The organism is Streptomyces sp. F001, from assembly GCF_004187715.1.
GTDB classification, from domain to species: domain Bacteria; phylum Actinomycetota; class Actinomycetes; order Streptomycetales; family Streptomycetaceae; genus Streptomyces; species Streptomyces flavusporus.
Genome location: NZ_QZWF01000001.1, coordinates 673,809 through 691,411, shown reverse-complemented (window position 1 = coordinate 691,411; position 17,603 = coordinate 673,809). Strand labels below are relative to the sequence as shown.

At 64.8% G+C, this 17,603-nt stretch carries 10 protein-coding genes and 3 rRNA genes; 11 read left to right on the top strand and 2 right to left on the bottom strand.

Features of this window, described 5'->3' with window-relative positions:
* The first annotated feature begins 5 nt into the window (after positions 1 to 5).
* Positions 6 to 1,973: an acetoacetate--CoA ligase gene (locus StrepF001_RS03185; protein ID WP_129796736.1), complete on the top strand. Its 1,968-nt coding sequence runs from the start codon at positions 6 to 8 to the stop codon at positions 1,971 to 1,973.
* Between the two features lie 198 nt (positions 1,974 to 2,171).
* Positions 2,172 to 3,065, top strand: a complete 894-nt coding sequence (locus StrepF001_RS03180) for a hypothetical protein (RefSeq protein WP_129796735.1) — start codon at positions 2,172 to 2,174, stop codon at positions 3,063 to 3,065.
* 74 nt (positions 3,066 to 3,139) lie between these two features.
* Here the strand turns inward: StrepF001_RS03180 and ptsP are convergent, their stop codons facing one another.
* Together ptsP and StrepF001_RS03170 are read right to left on the bottom strand one after the other, a co-directional pair.
* Positions 3,140 to 4,810: a phosphoenolpyruvate--protein phosphotransferase gene (gene ptsP, locus StrepF001_RS03175; protein ID WP_129796734.1), complete on the bottom strand. Its 1,671-nt coding sequence runs from the start codon at positions 4,808 to 4,810 to the stop codon at positions 3,140 to 3,142.
* A 78-nt stretch (positions 4,811 to 4,888) separates the two neighbouring features.
* Positions 4,889 to 5,338, bottom strand: a complete 450-nt coding sequence (locus StrepF001_RS03170; RefSeq protein ID WP_129796733.1) for a PTS glucose transporter subunit IIA — start codon at positions 5,336 to 5,338, stop codon at positions 4,889 to 4,891.
* 555 nt (positions 5,339 to 5,893) lie between these two features.
* Between StrepF001_RS03170 and StrepF001_RS03165 the strand changes: the two genes are divergently transcribed.
* The 9 genes from StrepF001_RS03165 (at position 5,894) to StrepF001_RS03125 (ending at position 17,588) form a co-directional block, all read left to right on the top strand.
* Positions 5,894 to 7,420, top strand: a 16S ribosomal RNA gene (locus StrepF001_RS03165).
* Positions 7,421 to 7,725: 305 nt separating this feature from the next.
* Positions 7,726 to 10,846 (top strand): 23S ribosomal RNA (locus tag StrepF001_RS03160).
* Between the two features lie 87 nt (positions 10,847 to 10,933).
* Positions 10,934 to 11,050, top strand: a 5S ribosomal RNA gene (gene rrf / locus StrepF001_RS03155).
* The 16S, 23S and 5S rRNA genes sit together here, the layout of an rRNA operon.
* A 109-nt stretch (positions 11,051 to 11,159) precedes the next feature.
* Positions 11,160 to 11,768 (top strand): CDP-alcohol phosphatidyltransferase family protein, encoded by a 609-nt coding sequence (locus tag StrepF001_RS03150; RefSeq protein ID WP_129796732.1) that lies wholly within the window; start codon positions 11,160 to 11,162, stop codon positions 11,766 to 11,768.
* A 114-nt stretch (positions 11,769 to 11,882) separates the two neighbouring features.
* Positions 11,883 to 14,378: a mannose-1-phosphate guanyltransferase gene (locus StrepF001_RS03145; RefSeq protein ID WP_129796731.1), complete on the top strand. Its 2,496-nt coding sequence runs from the start codon at positions 11,883 to 11,885 to the stop codon at positions 14,376 to 14,378.
* A gap of 97 nt (positions 14,379 to 14,475) precedes the next feature.
* The gene (locus tag StrepF001_RS03140; protein WP_129796730.1) at positions 14,476 to 15,402 is read left to right on the top strand and encodes a DUF881 domain-containing protein; all 927 of its coding nucleotides are present in this window, start codon (positions 14,476 to 14,478) and stop codon (positions 15,400 to 15,402) included.
* Complete coding sequence (locus StrepF001_RS03135) at positions 15,399 to 15,731, top strand: small basic family protein (protein WP_003977440.1); 333 nt, start codon at positions 15,399 to 15,401, stop codon at positions 15,729 to 15,731. The genes StrepF001_RS03140 and StrepF001_RS03135 overlap by 4 nt, the downstream gene beginning before the upstream one ends.
* A 5-nt stretch (positions 15,732 to 15,736) precedes the next feature.
* Positions 15,737 to 16,567, top strand: a complete 831-nt coding sequence (locus StrepF001_RS03130) for a DUF881 domain-containing protein (RefSeq protein ID WP_129796729.1) — start codon at positions 15,737 to 15,739, stop codon at positions 16,565 to 16,567.
* Between the two features lie 61 nt (positions 16,568 to 16,628).
* On the top strand, positions 16,629 to 17,588 hold the full coding sequence (locus StrepF001_RS03125) for an FHA domain-containing protein (protein WP_129796728.1): 960 nt from the start codon (positions 16,629 to 16,631) through the stop codon (positions 17,586 to 17,588).
* Positions 17,589 to 17,603 lie beyond the last annotated feature (15 nt).

Here is a 17,603-nt window from a genome sequence, read left to right as displayed (position 1 = left end):
GCCTCATGTCGATCGTGAACCCCCAGCCGCTCTGGCAGCCAGACCCGGAACGCATCACCCAGGCACAGATCACCAAGTTCCAGGCCTGGGCAGCCGAGCACCACGGTGCCCCGTCCGAGGGCGGCTACGCCGCGCTGCACCGCTGGTCCGTCGACGAGCTCGAGACGTTCTGGGAAGCCGTCACCGAATGGTTCGACGTCCGGTTCTCGACCCCCTACGCGCGCGTGCTCGGTGATCGATCGATGCCCGGCGCGCAGTGGTTCTCCGACGCGACCCTGAACTACGCCGAGCACGCCCTGCGCGCAGCCACGACCCGGCCGGACGAACCGGCCCTCCTGTGCGTCGACGAGACCCACGAGCCGCGCCCGGTCACGTGGTCCGAGCTGCGCCGCCAGGTCGGCTCCCTGGCCGCTGAACTGCGCGCCCTCGGCGTCCGCCCAGGAGACCGCGTCAGCGGCTACCTTCCGAACATCCCGCAGGCCGTCGTCGCCCTCCTCGCCACGGCCACTGTCGGCGGCGTCTGGACGTCCTGTGCCCCCGACTTCGGCGCCCGCAGCGTCCTCGACCGCTTCCAGCAGGTCGAACCGGTGGTCCTGTTCACCGTCGACGGCTACCGCTACGGCGGCAAGCAGCACGACCGCCGGGACACCGTTGCCGAGCTGCGCCGCGAGCTGCCCACCCTGCGCGCCGTCGTGCACATCCCCCTCCTCGGCACGGAAGCACCCGACGGAGCGCTGGAATGGTCCACCTTGACGAGCGCGGACACCGACCCGCACTTCGAGCAGGTCCCCTTCGACCACCCCCTGTGGGTGCTGTATTCCTCCGGCACGACCGGCCTCCCCAAGGCCATCGTCCAGTCCCAGGGCGGCATCCTCGTCGAACACCTCAAGCAACTCGGCCTGCACTGCGACCTCGGCCCCGAGGACCGCTTCTTCTGGTACACGTCGACCGGCTGGATGATGTGGAATTTCCTCGTCTCCGGCCTCCTGACCGGCACCACGATCGTCCTCTACGACGGCAGCCCCGGCTACCCCGACACAGGCGCCCAATGGCGCGTCGCCGAACGCACGGCAGCCACCCTCTACGGCACCTCGGCCGCGTATGTCATGGCCTGCCGCAAAGCAGACCTGCACCCCGCGCGGGACTACGACCTCTCCACAGTGCAATGTGTCGCCACCACCGGATCGCCCCTGCCCCCCGACGGATTCCGCTGGCTCCACGACGAGGTCCGCGACGACCTGTGGATCGCTTCCGTCAGCGGCGGCACGGATGTGTGCTCCTGCTTCGCAGGAGCCGTACCGACCCTGCCCGTGTACATCGGTGAACTCCAGGCGCCCGGCCTGGGCACCGACCTGCAGTCCTGGGACCCGAGCGGCACACCTCTGATCGACGAGGTCGGCGAGCTAGTGGTCACCAACCCCATGCCGTCCATGCCGATCTGCTTCTGGAACGACCCGGACGGCAGCCGCTACCACGACAGCTACTTCGACACCTACCCCGGCGTGTGGCGCCACGGCGACTGGATCACTGTCACCTCCCGAGGCTCCGTGGTCATCCACGGCCGCTCCGACTCCACCCTCAACCGGCAGGGCGTGCGCATGGGCTCAGCCGACATCTACGAAGCCGTAGAACGCCTCCCCGAGATCAAGGAATCCCTCGTCATCGGCATCGAACAGCCCGACGGCGGCTACTGGATGCCCCTGTTCGTGCACCTTGCCCCCGGAGCCACCCTCGACGAAACCCTCGTGAACCGCATCAAGCAGACCATCCGAGAGCAGCTCTCACCGCGCCACATCCCCGACGACATCATCGAGGTGCCCGGAGTCCCGCACACCCTCACCGGAAAGCGCATCGAGGTCCCGGTCAAACGCCTGCTCCAGGGCACCCCCCTCGACAAGGCCGTCAACCCCGGCTCCATCGACAACCTCGAGCTGCTCCACTTCTACGAGGACCTGGGCCGCAAGCGAGCCTGACCCCCCGCACCGCAAGCGATCAAGCACGGCTGCCTCCCGTTCACCGACCACGACGTCGACGTCCGAGGCCCAAGCACGCCAGTCGGCCATGCCCGCTGTGACCTGTGCTGTTCGTCAGCGATCGACCATCTCGGACACCGTTGTCAGTGCGGCCGGTTACTGTGAGTGAGCATTGATCGACTGCGCACAGGGGGAAAGATGGCGCACACCGACCACCAGACCATGCGACGCGTCCTGCGCCGCGAAATCGCCGGCATCATCGGCCTGCTGACCGATGAACACGACTTCCGCGCCATGCGGCGCTACCGCAGTTTCACCTTCGACGACCACAAGACCTACCTCCAGGAGGTCGAATCCCTGCTCAGGACACGCGCCTCGCAGGGCAGCCACACCACGGTGGCTCTCTTCGACCCACGGGAGTACGCCGAGTTCTGCGCGGAGCAGGGACTCGACCCCGACATCCCGGCGAGCCGCACCCGCTTCACAGCGGAACTGGCGGCCACGGGCTCCACCGTTCCCTACGAAGGCCAGACCCTCACCGACCTGGTTCCCGTACTCGTCGACGAAGCGGTCCGGCAAGCGACCTGGGAATACGCCTCGACGCTCCTGGCCCGCCTCGGCGCCTGCGCAACCTGCGGCGAGGACCTCGGCCGTGCCGCGTTCGCCCGCGCCACAAACCTCCTCGTCCGCATTCTCGACACGGCCCCGCCGGGCAACCGGCACCTCGTGTGCAGCGTCTCAGCCACGCCGGAGACCCTCGTCGCCGTCCTCCACGCAGACGACACCGAGGGCACCACGCGACTCGACGAGGCCGAAGCCCTCGAATTCAGCACCGTCCTGGCCCTGGGCATTGCCACCCAGACCCCCGGCGGACTCGTCATGCGGACGACCACTCCCGGAACCGCAGACCGCATCTACGGATGGCGCCTCCGCGGAGACGGCCTCGAACCCCTCAGCGCCGGCGAGGTCTTCGACGCCTACTGCACCGACATCGAATCGGGAGACCTCATCGCCCCCGAATCAGGCGTCGACTACTGCGAACCACCCGACCTGGGACCGGACGGAGGACCGACCACGGAGCACCACCACTGAACACCTGACGACGAAGGGGCGCTCCACCCGCAGGTGGAGCGCCCCAGAAAAGGATCTGCCGGTGGCCGGTTCCCCTACTCGCCGGAAAGGACCGCCTGAGCCGCGCTGCGCGCCTCCTCGGCGCTGTCCGCCGCCCGCGCAGCTGCCGCAGCGCGCTCGCACTGCGCCAGCGTGTACTTCGCCAGTGTCGCCCGGACATAAGGAATCGACGCCGCACCCATGGAAAGGGAGGTGACACCCAGACCCGTCAGCACACACGCGAGCAGCGGGTCGGAAGCGGCCTCACCACAGACACCGCAGCTCTTGCCCTCAGCCCTCGCCGCCTCGGCGGACACCGCGACCAGGTCCAGCAGCGCGGGCTGCCACGGGTCCTGCAGACGGGACACGGCACCCACCTGACGGTCGGCGGCGAAGGTGTACTGCGCGAGGTCGTTGGTCCCCAACGACAGGAACTCGACCTCCTGCAGGATCGAACGCGCCCGCAGCGCTGCCGACGGAATCTCCACCATCGCGCCGAACTTGGCCTGCAGACCGGCCTCCCGGCACGCGTCCGCGAACGCCTTGGCATCGATGCGGTCCGCCACCATCGGAGCCATCACCTCGAGGTAGACCGGCAGACCCTCGGCGGCCTTCGCGAGAGCGGTCAGCTGCGTGCGCAGCACCTGGGGGTGGTCCAGCAGCGTGCGCAGCCCACGCACACCCAGGGCCGGGTTCGGCTCATCGGCCGGCGTCAGGAAGTCCAACGGCTTGTCCGCGCCCGCGTCCAGTACACGGACCACGACGCGGCCTTCGGGAAACGCCTCGAGAACCTGTCGGTAGGCCTCGACCTGCTTCTCCTCGGAAGGAGCCTTCTTGCTGTCGTCCAGGAAGAGGAACTCGGTCCGGAACAGACCGACACCTTCGGCACCCGCCTCCACCGCGGCCGGAACGTCCGCGGGACCTCCGACGTTGGCGAGTAGCGGCACCTTGTGGCCGTCGGACGTGGCACCCGGCCCGGTCGACGCGGCCAGCGCCGCCTTTCGCTGAGCGGCCGAAGCCTCCAGCTGCGCCTTCTTCTCGTCGCTGGGAGCCACGAAGATCTCGCCGGTGCTGCCGTCGACCGCGATGACCGTGCCCTCGGTGAGTTCACCGGCACCCGGCAGGGCCACCACGGCCGGCACACCCAGAGCCCGCGCCAGGATCGCGCTGTGGCTGGTCGGACCGCCCTCCTCGGTGACAAAGCCGAGGACCAGTGTCGGGTCCAGCAGCGCAGTGTCGGCCGGCGCAAGATCGCGCGCGACGAGGACATACGGCTCGTCGCTGTCCGGGACACCAGGCATGGGCACGCCGAGCAGCCGTGCGACGATGCGATTCCGCACGTCATCGAGGTCGGCCACCCGGCCGGCCAGGTACTCACCGGCGCCAGCGAGGAGATCCCGGTACGCGGCGAAGGCGTCGTACACCGCGCGCTCGGCGGTGCTGCCGACGGCGATCCGCCGGTCCACGTCCGCCATCAGTTCGGGGTCCTGAGCCATCATGGCCTGCGCCTCGAGCACCCCCTGGGCTTCGCCCCCTGCCAGATTTCCGCGCGCTATCAGGTCGGCCGCCACGGCTTCCACGGCCTGGCGGGCGCGCCCCTGTTCACGCTCCGCCTCTTCCGCCGGGATCTGCTTGGCAGGCGGCTCGAGCACCGCCGTTCCCATGTGCCGAACCTCGCCGATCGCCACCCCGTGACTCACACCGACGCCTCGCAGCGTTGTCTCCATCTCACCCGTCTCCGATAGTGCGGCGGGTCCCGCCGCCGCGGTGGTTGTCCTACACGCCGTCTTACGACGGCAATGACGTCACTTCCAGACGAAGAGACTGTCGCCGGCCTTGACGTCGCCGTCCGTACGGAGTTCGGAGAGGGATTCGGCCGTGGCCTCCAGCGCCACAATCGGGCACACCGGCGACTTGCCGACGGCCTCGACGGCGGCAGGGTCCCAGCGCACGATGCTCTGACCGCGCGTCACGGTGTCCCCCTTGTTCACGAGCACTTCGAAGCCCTCACCGTTGAGCTGCACGGTGTCGATGCCGAGGTGAGTGAGCACACCATGCCCCTCGCCGTCCACGACGACGAAGGCGTGCGGATGGAGGGAGACGATGACTCCGTCCACGGGAGAGACGGCCTCGGAGGGCTCACGGACGGGGTCGATGGCGGTACCCGGGCCGACCATGGCCCCGGAGAAGACCGGATCCGGCACGGCGGCCAGCCCGATGGTGCGTCCGGCAATCGGGGACGTCACGGTGGTCATGGGAAGCCTCCCAGAGGTGGCGATGTATATGGGCCGTCACTGCCTGTCCCGGACGGCACACTGGTCAGCAGGGTATGTCATATGAAGTCCCGGTTCCGCATGCGAGGTCCCGCTTGGCCGCCCTAGAGCACAGCACAAATCGATTTGCGCCCACTCCGGAGCCCCGTGTAGAGTCGTACCCCTGCTTGGGACCGAGCGACGCAACGAGCGCCTAGGCCTGGCAGCATCCAACTCGTCAGATCCTATCTCGGGGTCACCTTCTGCATGCCCGCAGGACGGTGGTCAGAGAGACGGAAAAACACTGATAGAGTTTGGAACACCGAAGGGAAGCGCCCGGAGGAAAGCCCGAGAGGGTGAGTACGAAGGAAGCGTCCGTTCCTTGAGAACTCAACAGCGTGCCAAAAATCAACGCCAGATATGTTGATGCCCCGTCTCCGGCCGTCAGGCCGGGGCGAGGTTCCTTTGAAATAACACAGCGAGGACGCTGTGAACGGCCGGGCCTATTCCGCCCGGCTGTTCCGCTCTCGTGGTGTTGCACCGGATGACCGGTAAACATTCACGGAGAGTTTGATCCTGGCTCAGGACGAACGCTGGCGGCGTGCTTAACACATGCAAGTCGAACGATGAAGCCCTCCGGGGTGGATTAGTGGCGAACGGGTGAGTAACACGTGGGCAATCTGCCCTTCACTCTGGGACAAGCCCTGGAAACGGGGTCTAATACCGGATACGACCATCTTGGGCATCTTTGATGGTGGAAAGCTCCGGCGGTGAAGGATGGGCCCGCGGCCTATCAGCTTGTTGGTGAGGTAACGGCTCACCAAGGCGACGACGGGTAGCCGGCCTGAGAGGGCGACCGGCCACACTGGGACTGAGACACGGCCCAGACTCCTACGGGAGGCAGCAGTGGGGAATATTGCACAATGGGCGCAAGCCTGATGCAGCGACGCCGCGTGAGGGATGACGGCCTTCGGGTTGTAAACCTCTTTCAGCAGGGAAGAAGCGCAAGTGACGGTACCTGCAGAAGAAGCGCCGGCTAACTACGTGCCAGCAGCCGCGGTAATACGTAGGGCGCAAGCGTTGTCCGGAATTATTGGGCGTAAAGAGCTCGTAGGCGGCTTGTCACGTCGGGTGTGAAAGCCCGGGGCTTAACCCCGGGTCTGCATTCGATACGGGCTGGCTAGAGTGTGGTAGGGGAGATCGGAATTCCTGGTGTAGCGGTGAAATGCGCAGATATCAGGAGGAACACCGGTGGCGAAGGCGGATCTCTGGGCCATTACTGACGCTGAGGAGCGAAAGCGTGGGGAGCGAACAGGATTAGATACCCTGGTAGTCCACGCCGTAAACGGTGGGAACTAGGTGTTGGCGACATTCCACGTCGTCGGTGCCGCAGCTAACGCATTAAGTTCCCCGCCTGGGGAGTACGGCCGCAAGGCTAAAACTCAAAGGAATTGACGGGGGCCCGCACAAGCGGCGGAGCATGTGGCTTAATTCGACGCAACGCGGAAGAACCTTACCAAGGCTTGACATACACCGGAAACGTCTGGAGACAGGCGCCCCCTTGTGGTCGGTGTACAGGTGGTGCATGGCTGTCGTCAGCTCGTGTCGTGAGATGTTGGGTTAAGTCCCGCAACGAGCGCAACCCTTGTCCCGTGTTGCCAGCAGGCCCTTGTGGTGCTGGGGACTCACGGGAGACCGCCGGGGTCAACTCGGAGGAAGGTGGGGACGACGTCAAGTCATCATGCCCCTTATGTCTTGGGCTGCACACGTGCTACAATGGCCGGTACAATGAGCTGCGATACCGTGAGGTGGAGCGAATCTCAAAAAGCCGGTCTCAGTTCGGATTGGGGTCTGCAACTCGACCCCATGAAGTCGGAGTCGCTAGTAATCGCAGATCAGCAGTGCTGCGGTGAATACGTTCCCGGGCCTTGTACACACCGCCCGTCACGTCACGAAAGTCGGTAACACCCGAAGCCGGTGGCCCAACCCGTTCGCGGGAGGGAGCTGTCGAAGGTGGGACTGGCGATTGGGACGAAGTCGTAACAAGGTAGCCGTACCGGAAGGTGCGGCTGGATCACCTCCTTTCTAAGGAGCACTTCTAAGCCGGGCTTGCCCGGTTCAGGGGCCGGTACATCGGCGAACGTCCGATGCCGGTTGCTCATGGGTGGAACGTTGATTATTCGGCACGGTCCAGGATGGACCAGGCGCTAGTACTGCCCGCAAGGGCGTGGAACGCTGATCTGGTCGGCTGGCCGTGCCGGGCACGCTGTTGGGTGTCTGAGGGTGCGAGCGCTGCTCGTCCTTCGGATGCCGGCCCCAGTGCATCACGGTGGTGTGTGATGGGTGGCTGGTCGTTGTTTGAGAACTGCACAGTGGACGCGAGCATCTGTGGCCAAGTTTTTAAGGGCGCACGGTGGATGCCTTGGCACCAGGAACCGATGAAGGACGTGGGAGGCCACGATAGGCCCGGGGAGTCGTCAACCAGGCTTTGATCCGGGGGTGTCCGAATGGGGAAACCCGGCAGTCGTCATGGGCTGTCACCCATGCCTGAACACATAGGGCATGTGGAGGGAACGCGGGGAAGTGAAACATCTCAGTACCCGCAGGAAGAGAAAACAACCGTGATTCCGGGAGTAGTGGCGAGCGAAACCGGATGAGGCCAAACCTACGACGTGTGAGACCCGGCAGGGGTTGCGTCGTGGGGGTTGTGGGATCTCTCTTGACCGGTCTGCCGGCCGGTCGGCGAGTCAGAAACCGTTGATGTAGGCGAAGGACATGCGAAAGGTCCGGCGTAGAGGGTAAGACCCCCGTAGTCGAAACGTCAGCGGCTCGTCTGAGAGACACCCAAGTAGCACGGGGCCCGAGAAATCCCGTGTGAATCTGGCGGGACCACCCGCTAAGCCTAAATATTCCCTGGTGACCGATAGCGGATAGTACCGTGAGGGAATGGTGAAAAGTACCCCGGGAGGGGAGTGAAATAGTACCTGAAACCGTGTGCCTACAAGCCGTGGGAGCGTCGGAATGGAGCTTGCTTCATTCTCGTGACTGCGTGCCTTTTGAAGAATGAGCCTGCGAGTTTGCGGTGTGTTGCGAGGTTAACCCGGGTGGGGAAGCCGTAGCGAAAGCGAGTCCGAACAGGGCGGTAGAGTAGCGCGCTCAAGACCCGAAGCGGAGTGATCTAGCCATGGGCAGGTTGAAGCGGAGGTAAGACTTCGTGGAGGACCGAACCCACCAGGGTTGAAAACCTGGGGGATGACCTGTGGTTAGGGGTGAAAGGCCAATCAAACTCCGTGATAGCTGGTTCTCCCCGAAATGCATTTAGGTGCAGCGTCGTGTGTTTCTTGCCGGAGGTAGAGCACTGGATAGGCGATGGGCCCTACCGGGTTACTGACCTTAGCCAAACTCCGAATGCCGGTAAGTGAGAGCGCGGCAGTGAGACTGTGGGGGATAAGCTCCATGGTCGAGAGGGAAACAGCCCAGAGCATCGACTAAGGCCCCTAAGCGTACGCTAAGTGGGAAAGGATGTGGAGTCGCAGAGACAACCAGGAGGTTGGCTTAGAAGCAGCCACCCTTGAAAGAGTGCGTAATAGCTCACTGGTCAAGTGATTCCGCGCCGACAATGTAGCGGGGCTCAAGCGTACCGCCGAAGTCGTGTCATTGCAGCATGAGGGCCAACGCCCGCTGTGATGGGTAGGGGAGCGTCGTCTGCCGGGTGAAGCGGCCGCGTAAGCGAGTCGTGGACGGTTGACGAGTGAGAATGCAGGCATGAGTAGCGATACACACGTGAGAAACGTGTGCGCCGATTGACTAAGGGTTCCTGGGTCAAGCTGATCTGCCCAGGGTAAGTCGGGACCTAAGGCGAGGCCGACAGGCGTAGTCGATGGATAACCGGTTGATATTCCGGTACCCGCTGTGGAGCGTCAAACATCGAGCATCGTGATGCTAAGGCCGTGAAACCGCCGTGTGCGTCTTCGGACAAGCACGGAGTGGTGGAGCCGCCGGACCAAGCGGTTAGTAGGTGAGTGATGGGGTGACGCAGGAAGGTAGTCCATCCCGGGCGGTGGTTGTCCCGGGGTAAGGGTGTAGGCCGTGCGACAGGTAAATCCGTCGCACGTGTGGCTGAGACCTGATGCCGAGCCGATTGTGGTGAAGTGGATGATCCTATGCTGTCGAGAAAAGCCTCTAGCGAGTTTCATGGCGGCCCGTACCCTAAACCGACTCAGGTGGTCAGGTAGAGAATACCGAGGCGTTCGGGTGAACTATGGTTAAGGAACTCGGCAAAATGCCCCCGTAACTTCGGGAGAAGGGGGGCCGCGCCCGGTGAAGAGACTTGCTCTCCGAGCTGGGGGTGGCCGCAGAGACCAGCGAGAAGCGACTGTTTACTAAAAACACAGGTCCGTGCGAAGCCGTAAGGCGATGTATACGGACTGACGCCTGCCCGGTGCTGGAACGTTAAGGGGACCGGTTAGCTCACCTTCGGGTGGGCGAAGCTGAGAACTTAAGCGCCAGTAAACGGCGGTGGTAACTATAACCATCCTAAGGTAGCGAAATTCCTTGTCGGGTAAGTTCCGACCTGCACGAATGGCGTAACGACTTCTCGACTGTCTCAACCATAGGCCCGGTGAAATTGCACTACGAGTAAAGATGCTCGTTTCGCGCAGCAGGACGGAAAGACCCCGGGACCTTTACTACAGTTTGATATTGGTGTTCGGTTCGGCTTGTGTAGGATAGCTGGGAGACTGTGAAGTCCACACGCCAGTGTGGGTGGAGTCGTCGTTGAAATACCAGTCTGGTCGTGCTGGATGTCTAACCTGGGTCCGTGATCCGGATCAGGGACAGTGTCTGATGGGTAGTTTAACTGGGGCGGTTGCCTCCCAAAGGGTAACGGAGGCGCCCAAAGGTTCCCTCAGCCTGGTTGGCAATCAGGTGTTGAGTGTAAGTGCACAAGGGAGCTTGACTGTGAGACCGACGGGTCGAGCAGGGACGAAAGTCGGGACTAGTGATCCGGCGGTGGCTTGTGGAAGCGCCGTCGCTCAACGGATAAAAGGTACCCCGGGGATAACAGGCTGATCTTCCCCAAGAGTCCATATCGACGGGATGGTTTGGCACCTCGATGTCGGCTCGTCGCATCCTGGGGCTGGAGTCGGTCCCAAGGGTTGGGCTGTTCGCCCATTAAAGCGGTACGCGAGCTGGGTTTAGAACGTCGTGAGACAGTTCGGTCCCTATCCGCTGTGCGCGCAGGAGTCTTGAGAAGGGCTGTCCCTAGTACGAGAGGACCGGGACGGACGAACCTCTGGTGTGCCAGTTGTTCTGCCAAGGGCATGGCTGGTTGGCTACGTTCGGGAGGGATAACCGCTGAAAGCATCTAAGCGGGAAGCCTGCTTCGAGATGAGGACTCCCACCCACTAGATGGGGTAAGGCTCCCAGTAGACGACTGGGTTGATAGGCCGGATATGGAAGCCCCGCAAGGGGTGGAGTTGACCGGTACTAATAGGCCGAGGGCTTGTCCTCAGTTGCTCGCGTCCACTGTGTTGGTTCTGAAACCACGAACAGCCCCACGCCACCGCGCGTGGTGCGGCGTTCACAGTTTCACAGTGTTTCGGTGGTCATAGCGTGAGGGAAACGCCCGGTTACATTCCGAACCCGGAAGCTAAGCCTCACAGCGCCGATGGTACTGCAGGGGGGACCCTGTGGGAGAGTAGGACACCGCCGAACTCCTTTTAGAGCTCTGGCTCTCGGGCACCTGGCCCGAGAGCCAGAGCTTTTTTGCATTGAGGTAAGGTCAATGGGCATAGTTGGCTCGTTTTCGACAGGAGGCCCCCGGTTGGAGGTCCAGGAGACTCGCGTCCAGACGGACCGGGTCCTCACCATCCCGAACATCCTCAGCCTGGCGCGGCTCGCCGGCGTGCCCCTCTTCCTGTGGCTGATCCTCAGGCCCGAGTTCGGGGGACCGAAGAGTGATGGCTGGGCGCTGTTGGTGCTGGCTCTCAGCGGGATCAGTGACTACCTGGACGGCAAACTTGCCCGACGCTGGAACCAGATCAGCAGTCTCGGCCGGCTTCTTGATCCCGCGGCCGACCGGCTCTACATTCTCTCGACCCTGGTTGGTCTTACGTGGCGAGAGATCCTGCCGATCTGGTTGACCGCTGTACTGCTTGGGCGGGAACTGGTCCTGCTGGTGATGGTGGGCATCCTCAGGCGTCACGGCTATCCGCCGCCGCAGGTGAACTTCCTCGGGAAGGCCGCCACCTTCAACCTGATGTACGCCTTCCCCTTGCTGTTGCTCAGTGACGGGAGTGGATGGATCTCGTCACTCGCTGCTATTTTCGGATGGGCGTTCGCAGGATGGGGTACAACCCTCTACTGGTGGGCAGGAGTCCTCTATGTGGTGCAAGTCCGCCGCCTGGTTCGTGCGGACGCCATGACCGATTGAGCTCGCCGAACGTGCGGCCGTAGCGGTGCGATGGCCCGCGAGGGAAAAGTGCGGGACAATTCGGACGGGTGAAGTCGGCTAGACCGTCGTCTCTTCGAGGAGGACGCTTCCGACATGAAGGCCGTCGTGATGGCCGGTGGCGAAGGCACGCGCCTTCGTCCCATGACCTCAAGCATGCCCAAGCCGCTCCTGCCGGTGGCCAACCGGCCGATCATGGAGCACGTTCTGCGGCTGCTCAAAAGGCATGGGCTCAACGAGACTGTCGTAACTGTCCAGTTCCTTGCCTCACTGGTCAAGAACTACTTCGGTGACGGCGAGGAGCTCGGCATGGAGCTCACCTATGCCAATGAGGAGAAGCCACTCGGTACTGCCGGGAGTGTCAAGAACGCCGAAGAGGCGTTGAAGGACGACACGTTCCTCGTCATCTCCGGTGATGCCCTGACCGACTTCGACCTCACCGAGCTGATCAACTTCCACAAGGAAAAGGATTCGCTGGTCACTGTCTGCCTGACGCGTGTCCCCAACCCACTGGAATTCGGTATCACCATCGTCGACGAAGAGGGCAAGGTCGAGCGGTTCCTGGAGAAGCCGACGTGGGGCCAGGTGTTCTCGGACACCGTCAATACCGGCATCTACGTGATGGAGCCTGAGGTCTTCGACTATGTCGAGGCCGATGTCCCCGTCGACTGGTCCGGCGATGTCTTCCCGCAGCTCATGAAGGAGGGCAAGCCGATCTACGGCTATGTCGCCGAAGGGTACTGGGAGGATGTCGGCACGCACGAGAGCTATGTGAAGGCGCAGGCCGATGTCCTGGAGGGCAAGGTCGACGTCGAGCTCGACGGCTTCGAGATCTCACCTGGTGTGTGGGTGGCCGAAGGCGCCGAGGTGCACCCTGACGCCGTGCTCCGCGGGCCGCTCTATATCGGTGACTATGCCAAGGTCGAGGCCGGCTCGGAAATCCGTGAGCACACCGTCGTCGGCTCGAATGTCGTCGTCAAGAGCGGGGCGTTCCTGCACAAGGCCGTCGTACACGACAACGTGTACGTCGGGCAGCACAGCAATCTGCGGGGCTGTGTCGTCGGCAAGAACACCGACATCATGCGGGCGGCGCGGATCGAGGACGGCGCGGTCATCGGCGACGAGTGCCTCATCGGCGAAGAATCGATCGTGCAGGGCAATGTGCGGGTCTACCCGTTCAAGACCATCGAGGCCGGTGCCTTCGTCAACACCTCGGTCATATGGGAATCGAGGGGTCAGGCGCATCTCTTCGGCGCCCGCGGCGTCTCCGGAATTCTGAACGTCGAGATCACGCCCGAGTTGGCCGTGCGCCTCGCCGGCGCCTATGCCACGACCTTGAAAAAGGGCTCCACGGTGACCACGGCCCGTGACCATTCCCGTGGTGCGCGTGCGCTGAAGCGGGCGGTGATCTCCGCGCTGCAGGCCAGTGCCATCGACGTACGGGACCTGGAGAACGTACCGCTGCCGGTGGCGAGGCAGCAGACGGCACGAGGCAGTGCCGGCGGGATCATGATCCGGACCACACCCGGCGTGCCGGATTCCGTGGACATCATGTTCTTCGACGGGCGAGGAGCCGACCTTTCGCAGGCGAGTCAGCGAAAGCTGGACCGGGTGTTCGCGCGGCAGGAGTACCGGCGTGCGTTCCCGGGAGAGATCGGGGACCTGCACTTCCCGGCCAGTGTCTTCGACTCGTACACCGGGTCACTGTTGCGGAATGTGGACACGACCGGCATCACCGAGTCCGGGCTGAAGGTCGTCGTCGATGCGTCGAACGGTAGTGCGGGGCTCGTGCTGCCCAGCCTGCTCGGCAAGCTGGGCGTGGACTCGCTGACGATCAATCCTGGTCTGGACGAGTCCAGGCCGACGGAGACGGCGGATGCGCGGCGGTCGGGACTGGTGCGGCTGGGAGAGATCGTTGCGTCCGCGCGGGCCGCATTCGGGGTGCGGTTCGATCCCGTCGGTGAGCGGCTGTCGCTGGTCGACGAGAAGGGGCGGATCGTCGAGGACGACCGGGCGCTGCTCGTGATGCTCGACCTGGTGGCCGCTGAGCGGCGTAGTGGGCGGGTCGCCCTGCCGGTGACCACGACCAGGGTCGCCGAACAGGTCGCGGCCTATCACGGGACCCAGGTGGAGTGGACCACCACTTCCCCTGACGACCTGACGCGGGTCGGGCGCGATGACACGACGATCTTCGGTGGCGACGGCAAGGGCGGATTCATCGTCCCGGAGTTCAGCAGTGTCTTCGACGGTACGGCGGCCTTCGTGCGGCTGATCGGTCTGGTGGCGCGTACTCAGCTCACGCTCAGCCAGATCGACGCGCGGATCCCCAGGGCGCACGTCCTCAAGCGGGATCTGGCGACTCCCTGGGCCGTCAAGGGGCTGGTGATGCGGCGCGTCGTCGAGGCGGCCGGAGATCGCGACGTGGACACCACGGACGGTGTGCGCGTGGTGGAGGCCGATGGGCGCTGGGTCATGGTGCTGCCAGACCCGGCCGAGGCGGTCACCCACCTGTGGGCGGAGGGGCCGGATGACGCCTCCGCGCAGGCCCTGCTCGACGAGTGGTCGGCGGTCGTGGACAGCGCCGGACGGTAAACGGGCAGCACGCGCGCGTGCCGGACAAGTGTCCCCAAGGGGGCCTGTCCGGCACGCCGGTGGGGCCGTGCGGAGGTAGCGGTCGCGACGTGCGACGATGTGCGGCATGCCGCAGCAGCCCCCCGTTCGGAGCAGTTCCACGCCCCCCGCACGCCCGGACGCGTCCATGTCGCTGCTCACCAACGTCATGGATCACAGCCTCGACGAGGGATACGCCGAGGCCGCGGCCAGGAAGCAGGCGACGGGCGCCGAAGGCCTGCCCAGAACCCTCAGGGCGAAGCTCGGTCTCGCTGCCGGCCTGGTGCTCGCGGCCCTGGTGGTGACCGTCGGCGCCGCACAGGCGCAGGTGGCAGCTCCTGTGGTCGCCAAGGAGCGCGAAGAGCTCATCGACCGGATCGACCGGGAGACCGCGGCTGCGGACGCGCTGGAGAGTGACGTCGACAAGCTGCGCGACGACGTGAGCGCCCGCCAGCGTGCGGCGCTGAAGCAGAGTGGCGGCGGTGATCAGACCCACTTGGTGGGAATCCTGTCGGGCGCCACCGAAGTACGCGGCCCCGGTGTGAAGTTGGTCGTGAACGACGCCAAGGAATCCGCCGTCGGTGGTGACAGCGACCCGCGCGGAACGTCCGGTTTCTCCGACACGGGGCGGGTGCGTGACCGTGACATGCAGCGGGTGGTCAACGGACTCTGGGAGTCGGGCGCCGAGGCTGTCTCGATCAACGGGCAGCGGCTGACGGCGCTGTCGGCGATCAGGGCTGCGGGTGACGCGATACTGGTCGACAACCGGCCACTGGTGCCGCCGTACACGGTGCTCGCGGTGGGCGACGGGAAGCAGCTGAGCACCAGGTTCCAGAACAGCGCGGACGGGCTTTATCTGCATGCCCTGCAGGAGAACTTCGGCATCCGTACCAGCATCTCCGTGGAGGACGAGGTCCGGCTGCCGGCGGCGCCGAGTGTGATCGTCCGCACAGCAGAGCCGATAACCGAGTCAGCACAGCCGAGAACTGAGAAAGGCACATCGTGATCGCCGTACTGGGCCTCGTCGTGGGAGTCGTGGCCGGCCTGTTGGTCCGGCCCGAGGTTCCGGCGGCCGTCGAGCCTTACCTGCCGATCGCCGTGGTGGCGGCGCTGGACGCAGTCTTCGGAGGTCTGCGGGCGATGCTGGACGGCATCTTCGACGACAAGGTCTTCGTGGTGTCGTTCCTGTCGAACGTGGTCGTCGCCGCGCTGATCGTGTTCCTGGGCGACAAGTTGGGCGTCGGCGCGCAACTGTCCACCGGCGTCGTGGTGGTTCTCGGCATCCGCATCTTCTCCAACGCCGCGGCGATCCGTCGGCATGTGTTCCGGGCGTGAGGCCGATGAGCAAGCAGGACGAGACAGCCGAGAACCAGCTGCGCAAGGAGCTGCCCGACGAGGTGCCGGCCACGGCGACGGTGGACCGCCCCGAGGAGGAGTCCGAGCCGGCGCTCACCGGTCGGCAGCGGCTCGTGAACGGTCTGTGGCCGCCGCGCGTCACCCGTGCCCAACTCATCGTCGCGTTGCTGCTGTTCGGTCTCGGCTTCGGTCTGGCCGTGCAGGTCGCCTCGAACAGCGACGACGACAGCGCGCTGCGGGGCGCGCGGCAGGAGGATCTCGTACGCATCCTCGATGAACTCGACGACCGTACCCAGCGTCTTGAGGACGAGAAGCAGGGGCTCGAGAAGCAGCGCGACGAGTTGGAGAACAGCTCCAACCAGGCCGAGGAGGCTCGCAAGCAGACGATCGAGAAGGAGCGGCAACTCGGCATTCTGGCGGGCACGGTGGCGGCGCAGGGACCCGGCATCACGATGACCATCGACGACACGAAGGGGACGGTCGAGGCGGACATGCTGCTCGACGCGATCCAGGAACTACGGGCGGCCGGCGCGGAGGCGATCCAGGTGAACGGGGTGCGCGTGGTCGCAGGCACGTATCTGACCGACTCCGGGCAGAGTGTCAGCGTCGACGGGAACAAGATCAATGCTCCCTATCGTTTCAAGGTCATCGGCAAGCCGCAGGACCTCGAACCGGCGCTCAACATTCCAGGAGGCGTGGTGCAGACGCTCGAGAAGGAGCAGGCCACCGTGACCGTCGAGCGGTCCGACAAGATCGTTGTGGACGCCTTGCGAGCGGCGAAGCGACCTGACTACGCTCGGTCGTCCTCCCAGTGAACCGGGGGTGCATGGGGGTCGTCCGGCGAGGGCATGAGGTTGCGGGGGGTCGGCGCACCGAATGGGTGGTGCGTGGTGGAAACTGTCTGGTGGATACGGACGTTGTGAGGATGTCCGGGTCGGCCGGAGTGTGCAGTCAGGGTTCGTCCTGCCCCACGGGCGGGTCTGTTCAGGTCAAGGGGAATCGCCCGTGAAGTTGTTTGCGAAGTTGTTCGGCAAGAGCGCACGAGAGGGCAGTGGTAACGCCACCGCTCGTCATCGCGCACAGCCTGACGCAGAGGGCCAGCGCCCACTGTTCCGCGACCAGGTCGCTGGTCCGGGCGGTGACATTTCCGGAGGTCAGGGCGCGCCGACGGTTGACCCTGCCCAGTCCGGCGGCATAGGTTTCGGGCAACCGTCAACCTCAAGTACGGGTGGAGGGTTTTCCGCCGGCCCGTACGCGTCCAATGCCCCGGCGGGGCAGCCGCGGCAGGAGGATCCGTCCATGTCGGCCCTGGTGTGTACGAGGTGCGGTAACCGCAATGCGGAGAGCAGCCGCTTCTGTTCCAACTGCGGTGCGCCGTTGCGGGCGGGTGCGGCCGCCGAGCGTCCGTCCGAGACGACCTCCACGATCTCCATCAGCGGTCTCGAGGCCTACGACGCCGAGGCCACCGGGCAGACCCCGATGCCGACGCTCTCGCCCGAAGCGCAGGCTGCGGTGGACGCCCTTCCGCTGGGTTCCGCGCTGCTGGTCGTGCGCCGCGGGCCGAACTCGGGCAGCCGCTTCCTCCTGGACAGCGACCTGACCACGGCCGGGCGTCACCCGCAGAGCGACATCTTCCTGGACGACGTGACGGTCTCGCGGCGGCATGTGGAGTTCCGCCGCAGCCCGGACGGTTCGTTCACGGTGGCCGACGTGGGCAGTCTGAACGGCACGTACGTCAACCGTGAGCGGATCGACCAGGTTGCTCTGTCGAACGGTGACGAGGTACAGATCGGCAAGTATCGGCTGGTCTTCTACGCGAGCCGGCAGGGCATCTGACCGTCCCCCGGGCTC

Bases quoted from the DNA above. Each gene is read 5' to 3' on its own strand.
- StrepF001_RS03185 (WP_129796736.1), top strand. From the start codon at position 6: ATGTCGATCGTGAACCCCCAGCCGCTCTGGCAGCCAGACCCGGAACGC.
- StrepF001_RS03180 (WP_129796735.1), top strand. From the start codon at position 2,172: ATGGCGCACACCGACCACCAGACCATGCGACGCGTCCTGCGCCGCGAA.
- ptsP (WP_129796734.1), bottom strand. From the start codon at position 4,810: ATGGAGACAACGCTGCGAGGCGTCGGTGTGAGTCACGGGGTGGCGATC.
- StrepF001_RS03170 (WP_129796733.1), bottom strand. From the start codon at position 5,338: ATGACCACCGTGACGTCCCCGATTGCCGGACGCACCATCGGGCTGGCC.
- StrepF001_RS03145 (WP_129796731.1), top strand. From the start codon at position 11,883: ATGAAGGCCGTCGTGATGGCCGGTGGCGAAGGCACGCGCCTTCGTCCC.
- StrepF001_RS03140 (WP_129796730.1), top strand. From the start codon at position 14,476: ATGTGCGGCATGCCGCAGCAGCCCCCCGTTCGGAGCAGTTCCACGCCC.
- StrepF001_RS03130 (WP_129796729.1), top strand. From the start codon at position 15,737: ATGAGCAAGCAGGACGAGACAGCCGAGAACCAGCTGCGCAAGGAGCTG.
- StrepF001_RS03125 (WP_129796728.1), top strand. From the start codon at position 16,629: ATGGGTGGTGCGTGGTGGAAACTGTCTGGTGGATACGGACGTTGTGAG.